This is a genomic window from Streptococcus sp. HMSC065E03 (assembly GCF_001815045.1).
Taxonomy (GTDB): domain Bacteria; phylum Bacillota; class Bacilli; order Lactobacillales; family Streptococcaceae; genus Streptococcus; species Streptococcus parasanguinis_AD.
This window is the reverse complement of the sequence record NZ_KV818853.1, coordinates 125346-142552: the sequence shown is the minus strand read 5'-3', so window position 1 is coordinate 142552 and position 17207 is coordinate 125346. Positions and strand designations below refer to the sequence as shown.

The following is a 17207-nucleotide window of genomic DNA, read 5'->3' as shown; positions in this document are numbered from 1 at the left end:
TCCGCTCCTTCGGGTTCGGGGGTTCGAATCCCTCTCTCTCCATTTCATTCATGGGGTATAGCCAAGCGGTAAGGCAAGGGACTTTGACTCCCTCATGCGTTGGTTCGAATCCAGCTACCCCAGTTCTTAGGTAATATCAGATAAGTGATAAAATATCTATCCAGGTATTTTATTTCTTTATAGGATGAGTCGTTAAAGATTGTAGATGATCTCATTGCGAGTGCTTGCTTAGGAAAAATAATTATAAGTATGTCAAGTTATAGAAAACTTGATTGTTGGAGGATTTTTTAGATGAATGAATTTGAAGATTTGCTAAACAGTGTTAGCCAAGTTGAACCAGGTGACGTTGTTACTGCTGAAGTATTGACAGTTGACGCGAACCAAGCTAACGTTGCAATCTCTGGAACTGGTGTCGAAGGTGTCTTGACTCTTCGCGAATTGACAAACGATCGTGATGCTGACATCAACGACTTGGTAAAACCAGGTGAAACACTTGAATTGCTTGTTCTTCGTCAAGTAGTTGGTAAAGATACTGATACAGTAACTTACCTTGTATCTAAAAAACGTTTGGAAGCTCGCAAAGCATGGGACAAATTGGTTGGACGTGAAGAAGAAGTTGTTACTGTTAAAGGAACTCGCGCTGTTAAGGGCGGACTTTCAGTAGAATTTGAAGGACTTCGTGGATTTATTCCAGCTTCAATGCTTGATACTCGTTTTGTACGTAACACTGAACGTTTCGTAGGTCAAGAATTTGATGCTAAAATCAAAGAAGTAGATCCAAAAGAAAACCGCTTTATCCTTTCACGTCGTGAAGTTGTTGAAGCTGAATCAGCTGCAGCACGCGCAGAAGTATTTGGTAAATTGAACGTTGGTGATGTCGTAACTGGTAAAGTTGCACGTATCACAAGCTTCGGTGCCTTCATTGACCTTGGTGGTGTTGATGGATTGGTTCACTTGACAGAATTATCACACGAACGCAACGTATCACCTAAATCAGTTGTAACTGTTGGTGAAGAAATCCAAGTGAAAGTTCTTGACTTGAACGAAGAAGAAGGTCGTGTATCACTTTCATTGAAAGCTACAACCCCTGGACCTTGGGATGGCGTTGAACAAAAATTGGCTGCTGGTGATGTTATCGAAGGAACTGTTAAACGTTTGACTGACTTCGGTGCATTCGTTGAGGTATTGCCAGGTATCGACGGACTTGTACACATCTCACAAATTTCACACAAACGTGTTGAAAATCCAAAAGATGTTCTTAAAGTTGGACAAGAAGTAACTGTTAAAGTTCTTGAAGTAAATGCTGCAGATGAACGTGTATCACTTTCTATCAAAGCTCTTGAAGAACGTCCAGCTCAAGAAGAAGGCGAAAAACAAGAAAAACGTCAATCTCGCCCACGTCGTCCAAAACAAGAAAAACGCGACTTTGATCTTCCAGAAACTCAAACTGGATTCTCAATGGCTGACTTGTTTGGCGATATCGAATTGTAATATTCAAAAAGCTTACCTCTCGGTAAGCTTTTTTTACTTGTAAAATTCTCGAGAATTTGATATACTATAACAGTTGCCACCCTTAGTGTAATGGATATCACGTAAGATTCCGGTTCTTGAGATGGGGGTTCGATTCCCTCAGGGTGGATGATTCATAACGAGGCTCCTCGGAGTCTTTTTTGCTCTTTCTTGGAGGAACATGCAATGACAGTAAAATTAATCGCCCATACCTTGATTGAGAAAGACGGGAAGTATCTGCTTATCAAACGCTCGAAAATAAAGCGAGGTCTCCCTAATGTCTATCCATCTTATTGGGATATTCCAGGTGGAAGTGTAGAAGAGAATGAATTGCCCAGAGAGGCTGCTCTACGTGAGGCTATGGAGGAGGTTAATCAAAAGCTTCGGATTAATAAGATTATCCACGAAGATAGTCAATTTGATGCCAGCAAAGATACTGTCTTTACATGCCTAGTTTATGCTGGCGAGATTTTGGAAGAGCGTGATTTTATATTAGATCCAGAAGAGCATACAGACTTTAAATGGATTTCTTCTTTGAAAGACATAGAGAGCAATCTCGTTGTGCCTTATTTGCTTGAAATCCTTGCTGACAAATCCAAATAAAGCAGCTAAAAAACATCCCCTTTTTAATAAGGAGATGTTTTTTTCTTAGTTTTTAGAAGCTTCTTGGAATTCAGGGTTTTTCCATGCTTCATCAATGATTGCTTGCAATTCATCAGCAGAAGCTTTCATTTTTTGTTGTTCCGCATCGTTCAATGGGATGTTCACTGGACGTACAATACCGTGTGCACCTACGATGGCAGGTTGACCGATAAAGACGTTGCTAACACCATATTGACCTTCTTGGAATACAGAAAGTGGAAGTACTGCATTTTCATCATCAAGGATTGCTTTAGTGATACGAGCAAGGGCAACAGCGATACCGTAGTATGTAGCACCTTTTTTGTTGATGATGGTGTAAGCAGCATCACGAACACCTTCGAACAATTCGATCAATTCAGTTTCTTGAACGTTTTGAGTGTCTTTAAGGAATTCTTCAAGGTTTACACCAGCGATGTTAGCGTGTGACCATACAGCGAATTCTGAGTCTCCATGTTCACCCATGATGTAGGCGTGCACTGAACGAGCATCAACGTCCAATTTTTCAGCAAGTGCTTGACGGAAACGAGCTGAGTCAAGAGAAGTACCAGAACCGATAACGCGTTCTTTAGGGAATCCTGAGAATTTCCATGTAGAGTATGTCAAAACGTCAACTGGGTTAGCAGCTACAAGGAAGATACCGTTAAATCCTGATTCAATAACTTGTGTTACGATTGATTTGTTAATGGCAAGGTTTTTACCAACAAGATCAAGGCGAGTTTCACCTGGTTTTTGAGGAGCACCTGCAGTAATTACAACAAGGTCAGCATCCGCACAGTCAGCGTACTCAGCCGCATAGATCTTCTTAGGTGAAGTGAAGGCAAGGGCGTGGCTAAGGTCAAGCGCATCTCCGACAGCTTTTTCGTGCAATTGAGGAATTTCGATAATTCCAAGCTCTTGTGCAATTCCTTGGTTGACAAGTGCAAATGCATAAGATGAACCTACGGCACCGTCACCGACAAGGATAACTTTTTTGTGTTGTTTAGTCAAATCCATGAGTCTAAACGTCTCCTTCATTTTTTTTTGAGATAGATTCTCATACGACTTCATTCTACCACTTTTGAAAGTCTTTGTCATCTGAAACAGTATGAATCCTTGATGTAAACGTTTTTACGTTTGTGTTCCTAAGAAGAAAAATAGGCTAAAATGTGTTATAATAGTATGGTGAATTAAGTAAAGAGAGGCATTTTTTGAATGCAGGATAATAATCTAATTGATGTGAATTTAACATCAGAAATGAAGACGAGTTTTATCGATTATGCGATGAGTGTTATCGTAGCTCGTGCCCTCCCTGATGTTCGGGATGGTTTAAAACCCGTTCACCGTCGTATTTTGTATGGTATGAATGAATTGGGTGTTACGCCAGATAAACCACATAAGAAGTCAGCCCGTATCACAGGGGATGTTATGGGTAAATACCACCCACACGGGGATTTCTCTATTTATGAAGCCATGGTTCGGATGGCGCAATGGTGGAGCTATCGTTACATGTTAGTGGACGGTCATGGAAACTTTGGTTCTATGGACGGTGATGGCGCCGCTGCACAACGGTATACCGAAGCTCGTATGAGTAAGATCGCTCTTGAAATGTTGCGGGATATCAACAAAAATACAGTTGATTTCGTAGATAACTATGATGCCAGCGAACGCGAACCTTTGGTCTTACCTGCACGTTTCCCTAACCTTCTGGTTAATGGTGCTACTGGGATTGCCGTTGGGATGGCTACCAATATTCCTCCTCACAATTTGGGAGAAACCATTGACGCAGTGAAACTGATGATGGATAATCCTGAGGTAACGACCCGTGAACTTATGGAAGTTCTTCCTGGTCCAGATTTTCCGACAGGGGCTTTGGTTATGGGGAAATCGGGTATCCACAAAGCCTATGAAACAGGAAAAGGCTCGATCGTTCTTCGTTCTCGTACAGAGATTGAAGTAACCAAGAGTGGCCGTGAACGGATTGTTGTCACTGAGTTCCCTTATATGGTCAATAAAACCAAGGTGCACGAGCACATCGTTCGCTTGGTGCAAGAAAAACGGATCGAAGGGATTACAGCTGTACGGGATGAATCAAACCGTGAAGGGGTTCGTTTTGTGATTGAGGTCCGCCGAGATGCTTCGGCCAACGTTATTTTGAACAACCTCTTTAAGATGACACAAATGCAAACCAATTTTGGATTCAATATGTTAGCGATCCAAAATGGCGTTCCAAAGATTCTTTCTCTTCGCCAAATTTTAGGTGCTTATATCGAGCACCAGAAAGAAGTAGTGACTCGACGGACCATCTTTGATAAAGAAAAAGCGGAAGCACGTGCCCATATCTTGGAAGGTTTGCTCATTGCCTTGGATCACATCGATGAAGTGATCCGGATCATCCGCAATAGCCAGACAGATGCTGAAGCACAAGCTGAATTAATGGCTAAATTCAAGCTTTCTGAACGTCAAAGTCAAGCCATTTTGGACATGCGTCTTCGTCGTTTGACCGGTTTGGAACGAGACAAGATCCAGAGTGAATATGACGACTTGGTTGCCTTGATTGCTGATTTGGCTGATATTTTGGCTAAACCAGAGCGTGTGGCGACTATCATCAAGGAAGAATTAGAAGAAGTCAAACGCAAGTTTGGCGATGCTCGTCGAACTGAGTTGATGGTAGGGGAAGTTCTTTCTCTTGAAGATGAGGACTTGATTGAAGAAACAGATGTCTTAATCACCCTTTCTAATAAAGGATACATCAAACGCTTGGACCAAGCTGAATTTACTGCACAAAAACGTGGTGGACGTGGGGTCCAAGGAACCGGTGTGAAGGACGATGACTTTGTTCGTGAATTGGTTTCTACGAGCACCCATGATCATTTGCTCTTCTTTACCAATAAGGGGCGTGTCTATCGTCTGAAAGGTTATGAGATTCCAGAATATGGCCGGACAGCTAAAGGATTACCAATCGTCAACCTCTTAAAATTGGACGAAGGTGAATCGATTCAAACCATTATCAATGTGGAGCAAGATCGCAGTGATGAGTCTTATCTCTTCTTTACGACGCGACAAGGTGTAGTCAAGCGCACTAACGTAGCAGAATTTTCAAATATCCGTCAGAACGGTCTGAAAGCTCTGAACCTACGGGACGAGGATGAATTGATCAATGTCTTCCTTACAGATGGCAATACTGACGTCATTATCGGTACCAAATATGGATATTCAGTCCGCTTTAATGAGGCAGTAGTTCGGAATATGGGACGTTCTGCTACAGGTGTACGTGGTGTGAATCTCCGTGATGGAGACAAGGTTGTTGGGGCAAGTGTTATTACCGACCAGGACGAAGTATTGGTCATTACTGAAAAAGGGTATGGTAAGCGGACGATAGCTGGCGAATACCCAACCAAGGGCCGTGGTGGTAAAGGAATCAAAACAGCCAATATTACAGAGAAAAATGGTCCGTTAGCTGGTCTTTTAACCGTTAAAGGGGATGAAGATCTGATGATCATTACCGATACCGGAGTTATGATCCGGACAGGTGTGGCTGACATTTCTCAAACGGGTCGTTCGACTCAGGGTGTGAAAGTCATGAGACTGGATCAGGATGCGAAAATTGTGACCTTTACAACTGTCCAGCCTGATGAAAAAGATGAAGAAGTAGTGGAAGAAAACGAATAGATAAGGGGACAGCATGTCACGCAAAAGAAAAAAGAAAAAGAGTTTACGCAATACTCTTATCAACATCGTTGCAACACTTTTGATTATTCTCTCGCTTCTCTTGATTTTCAATGCTCCGATCCGAAACATGATTATGGTTTGGCATACCAACCAATATCAGGTTAGCAAGGTCGATAAAAAAACCATTGATAAGAATAAAGAAGTGAAGACGAGCTTTGATTTCCAACATGTCCAGTCACTTTCGACGGAAGCTGTCATCAATGCCCAATGGCAAGCTCAAAAACTACCAGTAATTGGGGGAATTTCGATTCCTGAATTAAACATGAACCTTCCGATCTTTAAGGGGCTTGAAAATGTAGCCCTCTACTACGGAGCAGGGACCATGAAGGAAAACCAAGTCATGGGACAAGGCAATTATTCTCTTGCTAGTCACCACGTATTTGGACTAACTGGAGCAAATGCCATGTTATTCTCACCATTAGAGAAAGCCAAGGCGGGTATGAAGATCTACATCACGGATAAAGAAAAAATCTATACTTATGTCATCTCGTCTGTTGAGACAGTGACTCCGGACCGTGTAGATGTTATTCAAGATCGTGAAGGCGTTAATGAGATCACCTTGGTGACCTGTGAGGATGCTGCAGCGACTTACCGTACGATTGTAAAAGGAAATTTGGAAACCTCTGTTGACTATGACAAGGCTCCAAAAGACATCCTGGATTCATTCAGCAAGTCTTATAATCAAATGCAACTTTAAGAAAATAAAGCCCGAGACAGAAATGTCTGGGCTTTTTCTATGTAGGAAGCTAGGAGAAATTCTTGTAAAATTGTAAGAGATTGGTAATATAATGTAAGGAACTTGTCATAATATTAAGGGAAAATCAGTATATAATAAAGGGGAAAGAGTATGATAAGGAGGTAGAATAGTGACAAAAGAGCGAATTTATCATCTCTTGCATCATTTCTATAATCTCTTAGTAAACGATTTTCCACGAAATGGTTTAATTACGAAAGGAATCTATGAAGTAGAGCAGGTCTACCAAGCTTTAGAGGCCATTCCTCAGAGCCAGGAGTACTTGATTCGCTGTGAAATTCAACAGTTTTTAAAAGAGCTTGAACAAGTTCAAACAGGTTACCAGATCCGCTTTAATAAAGATGAAGTCTTAGTGTTAGATGATTTGAAGGAAGAAATCGCCTGTAAATAATGCAAGGTCGTCGTTTTCTCTATTTATTACGAATTAATAAGTGAGGAGGAAATTATGTACGACATATCATTTATTGAACCATCTTTGCTTCCTAGAGAACGTTTGGTTTCTGAAGGGGTAGATAAGCTGAGTCATCAAGAATTGCTATCCATTCTCTTACGGACAGGTAATAAGAAAAAAAGCGTTTATGAGATTGCACAAGGTCTTTTGAGTTCGGTTAATAGTTTAAAGGAGTTAAGTCAATTAACCCTAGAGGAGCTACAGGAAATCTCAGGTATTGGCCGGGTGAAGGCCATCGAACTTCAGGCTGTTATTGAGTTTGGACGAAGGATTCATAAAGATGAACTAATGAGTTCCGAACAAATCATGAGTAGTCAGAAATTGGCCCATAAAATTCAACAGGAAATTGGCCATAAAAAGCAGGAGCACCTAGTTGCCCTTTATTTGAATACCCAAAATGAAATTATTCATCAACAGACGATCTTTATTGGAACAGTGAATCGAAGTATCGCGGAGCCGCGTGAAATCCTGCATTATGCACTGAAGCACATGGCAACCTCCATTATCTTGGCTCACAATCATCCATCTGGTGCTGTGTTCCCCAGTAAAAATGATGATGAAGTCACTCAGCGAGTCTTAGAGGCCTGTGAAGTAATGGGGTTGACCCTATTGGATCATTTGATTGTATCCGAAGAAAACTACTATAGTTATCGAGAAGAAACGGATTATTTGGTATAAAAAAGGTTGGAACCTTCTTGTTCCAACCTTTTTGTTGTTGAAGTATAAGTCTTTATTCTTCGTTTTTACGCATAAAATAAAGAAGTGTTTGCAATTCACTAGTAAGATCGACATATTGGACAACAACCTCTTTAGGAACTGTCAGATGGACTGGAGAAAAGCTTAGAATTCCTTTGACACCAGCATCTACTAAAAGACTAGCAACTTCTTGAGCCTTAACACTTGGAACAGTTAGAATGGCTGTTTGAATGCCTTCTTTTTTGAGATTCTCTTTGATCGTAGAAATCCCATAAATGGGGATCCCATCCTTACTTTTGGTATTAATCAGTTCATGATCATCTACATCAAAAGCCATGACAATTTTCATTTTATTTCGCTCATGGAAACGGTAATTAAGAAGGGCGCTTCCCATATTTCCGATCCCAACAATAGCGACATTAGTAATAGCATTGTCATTTAAAAGATCTGCAAAGAAGTTCATCAGTTTTTTTACATCATAACCAAATCCACGTCTTCCCAATTCACCAAAATAAGAAAAATCTCTGCGAACAGTAGCAGAGTCAATCCCAATTGCATCCGCAATTTGCTTGGAATTGGCGCGCTCTATTTTTTCAGAGTTAAAGCGTTTAAAAATGCGGTAGTAGAGCGATAAGCGTTTTGCTGTTGCGCGTGGAATTGGAGTATTTTTATCATGTTTCACAATATCACAACCTTTCCCTCTTATTGTATAGGAAGATTGTGAAAAAATCAACTATCTTGAACGGTTTTTCAAAAATATTTTTGTCTAAAGAAAAAGCTGATGGTGATGGGAGAGTTCCATCACCATCAGCTTAGTTTTCAGCTTGCTCTACCTTTTCCAAAAAAGCATAGAGCCCATCGACTCTCCCCTTATAGGGGAGTTTTTCACCCTTGTATTCAATGGAAACAATTGAGTAAGAGTCAGGCAGGGTTACACAGCCTGAAAATGCTAGGATGCAGGCTGCAAGGTCGGGATAAGTAGTCATTCGTTCTACTTGGTAAGCGTCGATATAAGTTAGGGTTACCATATTAGACCTCTGTTTTGTTGAAAATTTCTCTTTCGACAAGACTATCCATTAGGAAATAAAATTTTTGTTGGATAATGTCATTTTCTGGATTTTTAAAGATATTCACCAGACGAAGTCCAGACTTATCTGTAATATTGATTTTAAAACCTGTGAGGTCTTTGTTGAAGATAATTTTAAGCAAGAAGCCTTCACCGCTATTTGGAACAGCTTCGAGCAAACGATTTAACTCGTAATTTCCAACTTTTGTAACAGCAAATGTATTGTCACGTAAGGTATATTTTTTAACATTTGGGTGTAGACTATAGGTATATTTGCAGTCTTTCAATGAAACACTTGTTTCAAAAGCCATATTGTTCTCCTATGATAAAATTTCTTTAAGTTTTGAGAGGAAGTCTTGAACCTCCTCTACGGTATTGAGTTCTGAAAAACTAATTCGAAGGGATTCTTTTAGGCGTGAGCTATCTTTTCCATAGAGCGCCTCAAGGACATGGCTGGGTTGAACTGTACCGGCGGTACAAGCAGAACCTGTAGAGACAGAAATTCCAGCAAGATCGAGTCGCATCAATAATACATCATTTTGGACACCCGGAAAGCCAAGGTTCCAAACAAATGGAAGATGATCGTCATTCGCATTTACGTAGTAGTCGTAGGCTGCTAAACCATTGACTAGTTCCTGGCCAAGTTTTTGAACCTGGTTGAAATTTTCTTCTTGATGAAGTGTAGCTTGCTGAAGCGCAGTTGCCATCCCGACAATAGAAATGAGATTTTCCGTGCTGGCTCTCATCTTACTTTCCTGATCCCCACCATGGATGAGATTATCAAAGTCTGGGACAGCTGCATAAAGGAAACCAACTCCCTTTGGTCCATGGAATTTGTGGGCAGAAGCACTGAGAAAATCAATTCCCAACTCTTCGGGATAGACAGGGACCTTTCCGATTGCTTGGACAGCATCAACGTGAAAGGCAGCTGGATGATCTTTTAAGAGTTCTCCGATTTCTTTAATCGGTAGAAGATCGCCAGTCTCGTTATTGGCAAACATGGTAGAGACAAGAATAGTATCCGGTCTAAGAGCGGCCTTGATATCACTAGCCAGAATGCGTCCAACTCTTGGTTGGACGATCGTAACTTCAAAACCGAAACGTTCTACAAGGTATTCGATGGGTTCTAGAACCGCATGGTGTTCCAAAGCGGTCGTAATGATGTGTTTGCCATCTGCTTGGTGTTTCAAGCAGTAGCCTTTTATAACGGTATTATTACTTTCTGATCCACCTGAGGTGAAGAAAATCCGATTTGGAAGAGTATGGAGTGACTGAGCAATCTGCTCGCGAGATTCTCGGAGAAGTTTACTAGCCATCCGTCCATGAGCATGAAGGCTCGATGGATTTCCAAAAGTGGTCTTCATAGTTTCAGACATTTTATCAATGACTTCAGGTAGAAGGGGAGTTGTTGCGGCATTATCAAAATATATCACATTAAGACCTTATTTCTTGTGGTAGGCAAATAGAGGACTAACAGGTTTTCTTTCTTGAATGCGAACAATAGCTTCAGCGATCAGTTCGCTAGCTGTCAGATAGTTAATATTTTTTGGAGTTGGTCCATTTGGAGCAACAGAATCAGTTACCAAGATTTCTTTGATCGGAGCTTGGTCTAATAACTCGACAGCACCTTTTACAAATAAACCATGGCTTGATACAGCATAAATTTCAGTAGCTCCTTCTCGTTCGACGATTTTCGCAGCTTCTGAGAATGTCTTACCGGTATTGAGGATATCGTCAATCAAGATCGCTTTCTTATCTTTGACATCCCCGATAATATAGCCATAATCACGGTTCGCATCATCTTGCTCGTAATCAATGATCGCAATCGGTGCATCAAGATATTCAGCTAAACTACGAGCTCGTTTGACACCAGAGTTTTTAGGGCTGACGACGACGACATCAGGCCCTGTTAGACCTTTGTTGATGTAGTGTTCTGCAAAAAGTGGAATGGTAAAGAGGTTATCCACGGCAATATCGAAGAAACCTTGAACCTGAACAGCATGGAGATCCAGTGTGACAACGCGATCCACCCCAGCTTTGACCAACATGTTTGCGACGAGCTTAGCTGTGATTGGTTCGCGAGGAGCAGCAGTCCGGTCTTGGCGGGCATAACCGAAGTAAGGCATGACCACATTGACAGTATTTGCGCTGGCCCGTTGGCAAGCATCTACCATAATTAACAGTTCCATCAAGTGATTGTTGACAGGGAAACTGGTTGATTGAATGATATAAATATCATATCCACGAACACTTTCCTCAATATTGACTTGGATTTCACCATCTGAGAATTGACGGGATGAAATTTTCCCAAGTGGAACCCCAGCGTGATCCGCAATCTTTTGCGCAATCTCTGGATTTGAATTGAGAGAGAAGAGCTTCATATTTTTTTTATCTGACATGTGATTCCAACCTCATTTAGATTTTTGATCTTAGCACTATTTTAGCAAAAATTTGCGATAATTTCAGCTATTTTACAATCTTTCCGCCAATCTGGCGATTTTATTTTTAGCAGCTTTGTAGACGATTCCATGCTCTTTGATGAACTGATGGAAATTTTCTTCCTGCTCAGCAGTTTCGACCTCGATTTCTAATTCATAATCTTCAGTGTCTAGATAGAGACTGCGGTCTAGTGCTACTAAGCCTGCATCAGTTTCTTTTTCGAATCGTTCTGTTGTAAGGCTTCCCCAGACCGCGAGTTGCTCAACAGGGATTTTTTTAGAGATCAAGAGATTTTTGATTTCCCCGTCAGGAAACTGTTGGTGTTGAAGGATCGCCTTGGTTTCTTCTGGGTTGAGGTCTTGATTGTACTCGAAATGGCCAACATCTTCAGGGACTTTGAGAGTCAATTCAGCCTGATCTGTGAAAGTACGCACCCGCAAGGCCATTTTTTCCTTACGGATGAGCTGGTCGGGTGTATCGATATAGTGATTGGTTTGGACAACCAATTCTGTATCAGCAAAAAGTGGAAGGAGGGATTGGTATTCCTCCTTGTCTAGCATGGTTTTGTATTCAATTTCTAAATGGTTCATTTTGTGGTCCTTTGCTTTTTTTCAAAAGCGATTCATGATATAATAAGAGATGTGTTTATTGTATACAAAAATGGTTCAGATTACAAGGTGGTAGGATGGCAATTGATTGGGAAAACTTCTTAGATCCGTATATCCAAGCAGTTGGGGAATTAAAAATCAAACTGCGTGGGATTCGTAAGCAATATCGTAAGCAACAAAAGCATTCTCCAATTGAGTTTGTTACAGGACGGGTCAAGCCGATTGAGAGCATTCGCGAAAAGATGATCCGAAGAAATATTTCTGAAGAAAATCTGGCTCAGGATATGCAAGATATTGCTGGTCTTCGCATCATGGTCCAGTTTGTGGATGACGTCGAAGAGATCCTAGAGGTTCTGAGACAACGGCAGGATATGCGCGTGGTCCAAGAGCGAGATTATATCCGCCACAAGAAATCAAGTGGCTACCGGAGTTACCACGTCGTGGTTGAGTATCCGGTCGATACCATTGATGGAAATGAAACGATCTTAGCAGAGATTCAAATTCGGACTTTGTCCATGAATTTTTGGGCAACCATTGAACACTCGCTCAATTATAAATATAAAGGAGACTTTCCAGACGAGATCAAAAAACGCTTAGAGACGACAGCAAACCTGGCCTATCTCTTGGATGAAGAGATGGGGGCAATTCGGGATGCGATTCAGGAGGCTCAAGCCCTGTTTGATCCACTTCATCGTAAGTTAAATGATGGCGTTGGAAATAGTGATGACACAGATGAAGACTACAGGTAAAAAAGTATCCATTATTCGCAATCGCAAGCGTCAAAGTGAAGAGGTTTTTCAGCAGTTGCGCTACAAGCTTCGGAAAAATAATTTTATTTTGACGGAGAAGCACCCGGATATTGTGATTTCAATTGGTGGCGATGGGATGTTGTTATCAGCCTTTCACAAGTATGAACACCAGTTGGATCGGGTTCGCTTTGTTGGCGTCCATACCGGACACTTAGGATTCTATACGGATTACTTAGACAGTGAAATCGATAAGCTGGTTGAGAATTTGAAATATGATACAGGCGCTAAGGTTTCTTACCCTATTTTGAATGTCAAGATTACTTTCGAAAATGGGGAAACCCGTACCATGAGAGCTTTGAACGAAGCAACGATTAAGAGAAGCGACCGAACCATGGTTGCTGATCTCACGATTAATGGAGTGGATTTTGAGCGCTTCAGAGGAGACGGGATCACCGTTTCGACTCCTACAGGAAGTACGGCTTACAATAAATCCTTGGGAGGAGCAGTCCTTCACCCAACTATTGAGGCGCTGCAAATCGCTGAGATCGCCAGTCTCAACAACCGTGTTTATCGTACCTTGGGTTCTTCTGTCATTGTCCCTAAAAAGGATAAGATCGAGATTACACCGACGAGACCTGGCTTTCACATTATCTCTGTTGACAATTCAACCTATTCTTACCGTAATATTGCAAAGGTAGAATATCAGATTGACAACCATAAGATTAATTTTGTGGCAAGCTCCAGTCACACCAGCTTCTGGAATCGGGTCAAGGATGCCTTTATCGGAGATGATAGAGAATGAGATTTGAATTCACTGTCGATGAGCATGTCAAGATCAAGACCTTCCTGAAAAAGCACGAGGTTTCTAAGGGTCTCTTAGCAAAGATTAAGTTTCGTGGTGGCCAGATCCTTGTCAATGGACGTCCGGAGAATGCAATTTATTTGTTGGATATTGGGGATCGCTTGGTCATTGATATTCCAGCAGAAGAAGGTTTCGAAACCCTAAAGCCCATGGATCGGCCTTTGGATATTTTGTTTGAAGATGATCATTTTTTGGTCTTAAACAAACCCTTTGGGATTGCTTCTATTCCAAGTGCGATTCATTCCAATACCTTAGCCAATTTTGTAAAAGGCTATTATGTGAAACAGGGCTACGAGAACCAGCAGGTTCACATTGTCACTCGCCTGGACAAGGATACTAGTGGCGTCATGCTTTTTGCCAAACATGGCTATGCCCATGCCCGCTTGGATAAGCAATTGCAGTCTAAAACGATTCAGAAACGCTATTATGCCTTGGTCAAGGGATCTGGGAAGCTTGATCCTGTCGGAGAGATTATTGCTCCGATTGCGCGTGATGAAGATTCAATTATCACCCGAAAGGTAGCTAAAGGTGGCAAGTATGCTCATACAAGCTACCAGGTTGTTCAATCTTTTGGTGATATTCACCTAGTGGATATTCAGTTACACACAGGTCGAACCCATCAGATCCGCGTTCATTTTTCCCATATTGGTTTTCCGCTCTTGGGAGATGATCTCTATGGTGGAAGTTTAGAAGACGGCATTGAGCGCCAAGCCCTTCATTGTCATCGTCTATCCTATTATCATCCATTTCTAGAGGAAGAATTGGTCATAGAAAGTCCACTGCCTCCAGATTTCCAAGCTGTATTAACACAGCTTCAAATAAGTTATTAATTATTAAAAGGAGTAAAACTCATGGAAGTTTTCGAAAATCTCAAAGCCAACCTCGTTGGTAAGAATGCACGTATTGTATTACCAGAAGGTGAAGAACCTCGTATCCTCCAAGCGACAAAACGCATTGTGAACGAGACAGAAGTAACCCCTGTCTTGCTTGGTAATCCGGATAAAATTCGGATTTATCTTGAAATCGAAGGGGTTTTGGATGGATATGAAGTCATCGATCCTCATTCTTATCCAGGTTTTGAAGAAATGGTAGCTTCCTTGGTAGAACGTCGTAAGGGCAAAATGACAGAAGAAGAAGCGCGTCAAGTCTTGAAAGACGACGTTAACTATTTTGGTGTCATGTTGGTACACCTGGGAATTGTTGATGGGATGGTATCTGGTGCGATTCACTCAACAGCCGCAACTGTTCGTCCGGCCTTGCAAATTATCAAAACTCGTCCAAATGTAAAACGGACTTCAGGGGCTTTCCTTATGGTTCGTGGATCTGAACGCTACTTGTTCGGCGACTGTGCCATCAACATCAATCCAGATGCTGAAGGATTAGCCGAAATTGCTATCAACTCAGCTATCACAGCCAAGATGTTTGGAATTGATCCTAAAATCGCTATGTTGAGCTATTCAACAAAAGGATCTGGTTTCGGTGAAAGTGTTGATAAGGTTGTCGAAGCGACTAAGCTTGCCCATGAACTTCGTCCAGACCTTGAAATTGACGGGGAATTGCAATTTGACGCAGCCTTTGTCCCTGCAACTGCAGCCTTGAAGGCTCCAGGAAGCAAGGTGGCAGGTCAAGCTAATGTCTTTATCTTCCCTGGTATTGAAGCAGGTAACATTGGATACAAGATGGCTGAACGTCTTGGTGGCTTTGCAGCAGTAGGTCCAGTTTTGCAAGGGTTGAACAAACCAGTGAACGACCTCTCTCGTGGATGTAATGCAGATGACGTTTACAAATTAACCCTGATTACAGCAGCTCAAGCTGTGGAGCAATAAGAAATACATTTAGAGAGTGGGACAGATATCGGTAATTCGTTAGAATTCTATTTCGTCGTCCCTCCTCCGCACAGTTGAGTAGGGCTGTAAAAGCTGAAGAAATCAGCGTAGTAGAGCCCATCAACCACTGCGTCTTGCTCGACAATCCAAAAATAATTGAGAGGCTAGGACTTTTGTCCCAGCCTCTTTTTCTTTATAAAATCAGAATTTCTAAACTCTAACTCATTCTATGGTATACTAGGAATATGTTAGATTTAAAAGATTACGGGATTACCATGTGGGAGGAGGAAAAAATTGCTTCTTTCCGAGAAAAGTTATTAGCCTGGTATGATGCCCATAAACGGGATCTCCCTTGGAGAAAGACCCAGGATCCTTATAAAATTTGGATCTCAGAGATTATGCTCCAGCAAACACGAGTGGATACGGTTATTCCTTATTATGAGCGTTTTTTAGACTGGTTTCCGACGATCGCTGATTTGGCTCAAGCTCCTGAAGAAAAACTCTTAAAAGCTTGGGAAGGCTTGGGCTATTACTCACGTGTCCGCAATATGCAGAAAGCTGCCCAGCAAATCATGGAGGACCATGGGGGTGTTTTCCCATCAAGCTATGAGACTATCTCTAAACTCAAGGGAATTGGACCTTATACAGCTGGTGCCATTGCCAGTATTTCTTTTGGCTTGCCAGAGCCAGCAGTGGATGGCAATGTCATGCGGGTTTTAGCTCGTTTGTTTGAGGTGGACTACGATATCGGAGTCCCGACTAATCGCAAGATTTTTCAGGCCATGATGGAAGTCTTGATCGATCCAGACCGCCCGGGTGATTTCAATCAGGCCTTGATGGATTTAGGTTCAGATATTGAGTCCCCAGTCAATCCACGGCCAGAAGAGAGTCCTGTTAAGGAGTTTAGCGCGGCCTATCAACATGGGACCATGGATCGTTATCCCATTAAGGCTCCTAAGAAGAAACCGGTACCTGTCTATCTCACAGCCTTTATTATCAAGGATAGTCAAGGACGCTACTTGTTGGAGAAAAATGAGCGAGAAGGGCTTTTATCAGGTTTCTGGCATTTCCCCTTGATCGAAGTGGATAGCCTATCTGAGAACCTAGGTCAGTTATCTCTACTGGATGGGAAGGGGGATGCAGAGAGTAACCCCGAAATTCTTTCTTTTGAACAGGACTATGACTTGGCCATTGAATGGCAGGACAGATCGTATCCTATCGTCCAGCATGTCTTTTCGCATCGCAAGTGGCAGGTTCAACTTCGTTACGGCCTAGTAAAAGAAGGAGAGCAACCAGCAAGTGAATCGACTGTTTGGTTAACACCAGAAGAATTTTCCAATTATCCTTTTGCTAAACCCCAGCAGAAGATTTGGACGACTTTTTCGGAAAATGAAAATTAGCTAGAGAATGATCTCTAGCTAATTTTTTTATAAATGAGCGAATGCTTTGATTTCTTCTTCAGACATGGATGAGTCGCAACGAACAGTGACTTCACCGGATTCGACATGTAAAAATCCTGGGACAGTTGGGATGCCGTAAGTTGAGCGGAAGGCTTGTAATGCGTCTAGCTGACTTGGTTCTTCACTATTGATGAAGTAGATATGAGCTTTTGTTTCAGCTACGACAGTTGCTAACTTAGCAGCAAACTTCCGGCAGTAAGGGCAAGTCTTGCGTCCGATAAAGAAGGTCGCTGTTTCTTTTTGATCGATCGCTTCTTGCGCACGCGCGACAGTTGTGACTTCAAGATCTTTAATATCTTCTAAAAATTGTTCCATGAGATTACCTCGCTTTCTTCTAAGTCTAGTATGCCATATTTTCTATAAAATCGCTGGTATTTGCTACGAAAGAAAGAGAGAGTGGGAGAGAAATCGGTAATTCGTTAGAATTCTATTTCGTC

At 41.8% G+C, this 17207-nt stretch carries 19 protein-coding genes and 2 tRNA genes; 13 read left to right on the top strand and 8 right to left on the bottom strand.

The window, feature by feature from the left end; translation table 11 throughout:
* Positions 1-51 precede the first annotated feature (51 nt).
* The 4 genes from HMPREF3002_RS07325 to HMPREF3002_RS07310 all read left to right on the top strand — a co-directional run bounded on the left by HMPREF3002_RS07325 (position 52) and on the right by HMPREF3002_RS07310 (position 2112).
* Positions 52-123, top strand: a tRNA-Gln gene (locus tag HMPREF3002_RS07325).
* Positions 124-291: 168 nt separating this feature from the next.
* On the top strand, positions 292-1491 hold the full coding sequence (gene rpsA, locus HMPREF3002_RS07320) for a 30S ribosomal protein S1 (RefSeq protein ID WP_003011990.1): 1200 nt from the start codon (positions 292-294) through the stop codon (positions 1489-1491).
* Positions 1492-1567: 76 nt separating this feature from the next.
* Positions 1568-1639 (top strand) — tRNA-Arg (locus tag HMPREF3002_RS07315).
* 56 nt (positions 1640-1695) lie between these two features.
* A complete protein-coding gene (locus HMPREF3002_RS07310; protein ID WP_070665876.1) occupies positions 1696-2112 on the top strand; it encodes an NUDIX hydrolase in 417 nt (138 codons plus the stop codon).
* 45 nt (positions 2113-2157) lie between these two features.
* Here the strand turns inward: HMPREF3002_RS07310 and HMPREF3002_RS07305 are convergent, their stop codons facing one another.
* On the bottom strand, positions 2158-3144 hold the full coding sequence (locus tag HMPREF3002_RS07305) for an L-lactate dehydrogenase (RefSeq protein ID WP_021153137.1): 987 nt from the start codon (positions 3142-3144) through the stop codon (positions 2158-2160).
* A 198-nt stretch (positions 3145-3342) separates the two neighbouring features.
* Here HMPREF3002_RS07305 and gyrA point away from each other — a divergent pair, with 198 nt between their 5' ends.
* The 4 genes from gyrA (at position 3343) to radC (ending at position 7742) form a co-directional block, all read left to right on the top strand.
* The gene (gene gyrA / locus HMPREF3002_RS07300; RefSeq protein ID WP_070665874.1) at positions 3343-5799 is read left to right on the top strand and encodes a DNA gyrase subunit A; all 2457 of its coding nucleotides are present in this window, start codon (positions 3343-3345) and stop codon (positions 5797-5799) included.
* Between the two features lie 13 nt (positions 5800-5812).
* Positions 5813-6556: a class A sortase gene (locus HMPREF3002_RS07295; protein ID WP_014713268.1), complete on the top strand. Its 744-nt coding sequence runs from the start codon at positions 5813-5815 to the stop codon at positions 6554-6556.
* Positions 6557-6725: 169 nt separating this feature from the next.
* Positions 6726-7004 carry a hypothetical protein gene (locus HMPREF3002_RS07290; protein WP_049474901.1) on the top strand — a complete coding sequence of 93 codons (279 nt, stop codon included), beginning with the start codon at positions 6726-6728 and terminating at the stop codon, positions 7002-7004.
* Positions 7005-7058: 54 nt separating this feature from the next.
* Complete coding sequence (radC, locus tag HMPREF3002_RS07285; protein ID WP_045759397.1) at positions 7059-7742, top strand: RadC family protein; 684 nt, start codon at positions 7059-7061, stop codon at positions 7740-7742.
* A gap of 52 nt (positions 7743-7794) precedes the next feature.
* On the opposite strand, the gene HMPREF3002_RS07280 is transcribed toward radC, so the two are convergent.
* The 6 genes from HMPREF3002_RS07280 to HMPREF3002_RS07255 form a co-directional block, all read right to left on the bottom strand.
* Positions 7795-8442 (bottom strand): redox-sensing transcriptional repressor Rex, encoded by a 648-nt coding sequence (locus HMPREF3002_RS07280; RefSeq protein WP_049506210.1) that lies wholly within the window; start codon positions 8440-8442, stop codon positions 7795-7797.
* 130 nt (positions 8443-8572) lie between these two features.
* Positions 8573-8788: a DUF4649 family protein gene (locus HMPREF3002_RS07275; RefSeq protein ID WP_070665872.1), complete on the bottom strand. Its 216-nt coding sequence runs from the start codon at positions 8786-8788 to the stop codon at positions 8573-8575.
* A gap of 1 nt (position 8789) precedes the next feature.
* Positions 8790-9137, bottom strand: a complete 348-nt coding sequence (locus tag HMPREF3002_RS07270) for a DUF1831 domain-containing protein (protein WP_003015156.1) — start codon at positions 9135-9137, stop codon at positions 8790-8792.
* A gap of 9 nt (positions 9138-9146) precedes the next feature.
* A complete protein-coding gene (locus tag HMPREF3002_RS07265) occupies positions 9147-10259 on the bottom strand; it encodes a cysteine desulfurase family protein (RefSeq protein ID WP_049506211.1) in 1113 nt (370 codons plus the stop codon).
* Between the two features lie 9 nt (positions 10260-10268).
* A complete protein-coding gene (locus HMPREF3002_RS07260) occupies positions 10269-11225 on the bottom strand; it encodes a ribose-phosphate diphosphokinase (protein WP_003007186.1) in 957 nt (318 codons plus the stop codon).
* 72 nt (positions 11226-11297) lie between these two features.
* The gene (locus tag HMPREF3002_RS07255; RefSeq protein WP_070665869.1) at positions 11298-11855 is read right to left on the bottom strand and encodes a CYTH domain-containing protein; all 558 of its coding nucleotides are present in this window, start codon (positions 11853-11855) and stop codon (positions 11298-11300) included.
* A gap of 95 nt (positions 11856-11950) precedes the next feature.
* Between HMPREF3002_RS07255 and HMPREF3002_RS07250 the strand changes: the two genes are divergently transcribed.
* The 5 genes from HMPREF3002_RS07250 to mutY all read left to right on the top strand — a co-directional run bounded on the left by HMPREF3002_RS07250 (position 11951) and on the right by mutY (position 16710).
* Positions 11951-12622 carry a GTP diphosphokinase gene (locus HMPREF3002_RS07250; RefSeq protein ID WP_023918039.1) on the top strand — a complete coding sequence of 224 codons (672 nt, stop codon included), beginning with the start codon at positions 11951-11953 and terminating at the stop codon, positions 12620-12622.
* A complete protein-coding gene (locus HMPREF3002_RS07245) occupies positions 12606-13424 on the top strand; it encodes an NAD kinase (protein WP_282188909.1) in 819 nt (272 codons plus the stop codon). Before HMPREF3002_RS07250 ends, HMPREF3002_RS07245 begins: the two co-directional genes overlap by 17 nt.
* Positions 13421-14314 (top strand): RluA family pseudouridine synthase, encoded by an 894-nt coding sequence (locus HMPREF3002_RS07240; protein WP_070665866.1) that lies wholly within the window; start codon positions 13421-13423, stop codon positions 14312-14314. The genes HMPREF3002_RS07245 and HMPREF3002_RS07240 overlap by 4 nt, the downstream gene beginning before the upstream one ends.
* Before the next feature lie 21 nt (positions 14315-14335).
* Complete coding sequence (gene pta, locus HMPREF3002_RS07235) at positions 14336-15310, top strand: phosphate acetyltransferase (protein ID WP_070665862.1); 975 nt, start codon at positions 14336-14338, stop codon at positions 15308-15310.
* Positions 15311-15555: 245 nt separating this feature from the next.
* A complete protein-coding gene (gene mutY, locus HMPREF3002_RS07230) occupies positions 15556-16710 on the top strand; it encodes an A/G-specific adenine glycosylase (RefSeq protein WP_070665860.1) in 1155 nt (384 codons plus the stop codon).
* Positions 16711-16737: 27 nt separating this feature from the next.
* Here mutY and HMPREF3002_RS07225 read toward each other — a convergent pair whose 3' ends face one another.
* Positions 16738-17085: a DUF6568 family protein gene (locus tag HMPREF3002_RS07225; protein ID WP_003011784.1), complete on the bottom strand. Its 348-nt coding sequence runs from the start codon at positions 17083-17085 to the stop codon at positions 16738-16740.
* Positions 17086-17207: the final 122 nt, after the last annotated feature.